At 66.8% G+C, this 590-nt stretch carries 1 protein-coding gene; it reads left to right on the forward strand.

What is annotated here, in order from left to right; all coding sequences use genetic code 11:
* Nucleotides 1-144 precede the first annotated feature (144 nt).
* Nucleotides 145-590 (forward strand): septum formation initiator family protein (locus QN345_RS19720; protein WP_323509201.1); only part of this gene is annotated, 446 nt, incomplete at its 3' end.

Below are 590 nucleotides of genomic sequence, written 5' to 3' on the forward strand. Positions count from 1 at the left end.
CCGTGTACGCGGGCCGCTCTGCCTTCCCCCGTTTCAAGGCCTAGTTTCGACTGGAGCTCTCGAAGCGCGGGGTGAATCCCGCGCTTCGAGAGCTCTGTTTTTTATCCGGTGAGAACCGGCGAGGATCCGGCGAAAGGAGTTGCCATGGCCGCGAAACGCACTGAACGGCAGCCCGTCGCGCTCGGCCTCGACGAGACCCCGATGAGTGGCTGGCTTCGCGGCCTGCGCCTGTCCGGGTTCTCGCTCATGATGATGGGCATCCTCATCCTCGCGGTCGTCGTGCTCGCCCCCGGCCTCCGCACCTACGGTGAGCAGCAGCAGGAAATCAGCCGGCTCACCGCCGACGTGTCTGCCCAGCAGACCACCGTCGACCAGCTCAAGACCGAGCGGGAGCGCTGGAACGACCGCACCTACGTCACGACCCAGGCCCGCGCCCGGCTGTCCTATGTGCTGCCGGGCGACGTGAGCTTCCTCGTTATCAACGACCTGCCGCTGCCGGCCGCCGCTGCCGCCGCGCCCGCCGCGACCACGGCCATCCAGAACACCGACATCGATTGGGTATCGTCCATGTTCGCTTCCGTCATGACCGC

The organism is Cryobacterium sp. 10I1, from assembly GCF_035019805.1.
Lineage (GTDB): Bacteria > Actinomycetota > Actinomycetes > Actinomycetales > Microbacteriaceae > Cryobacterium > Cryobacterium glucosi.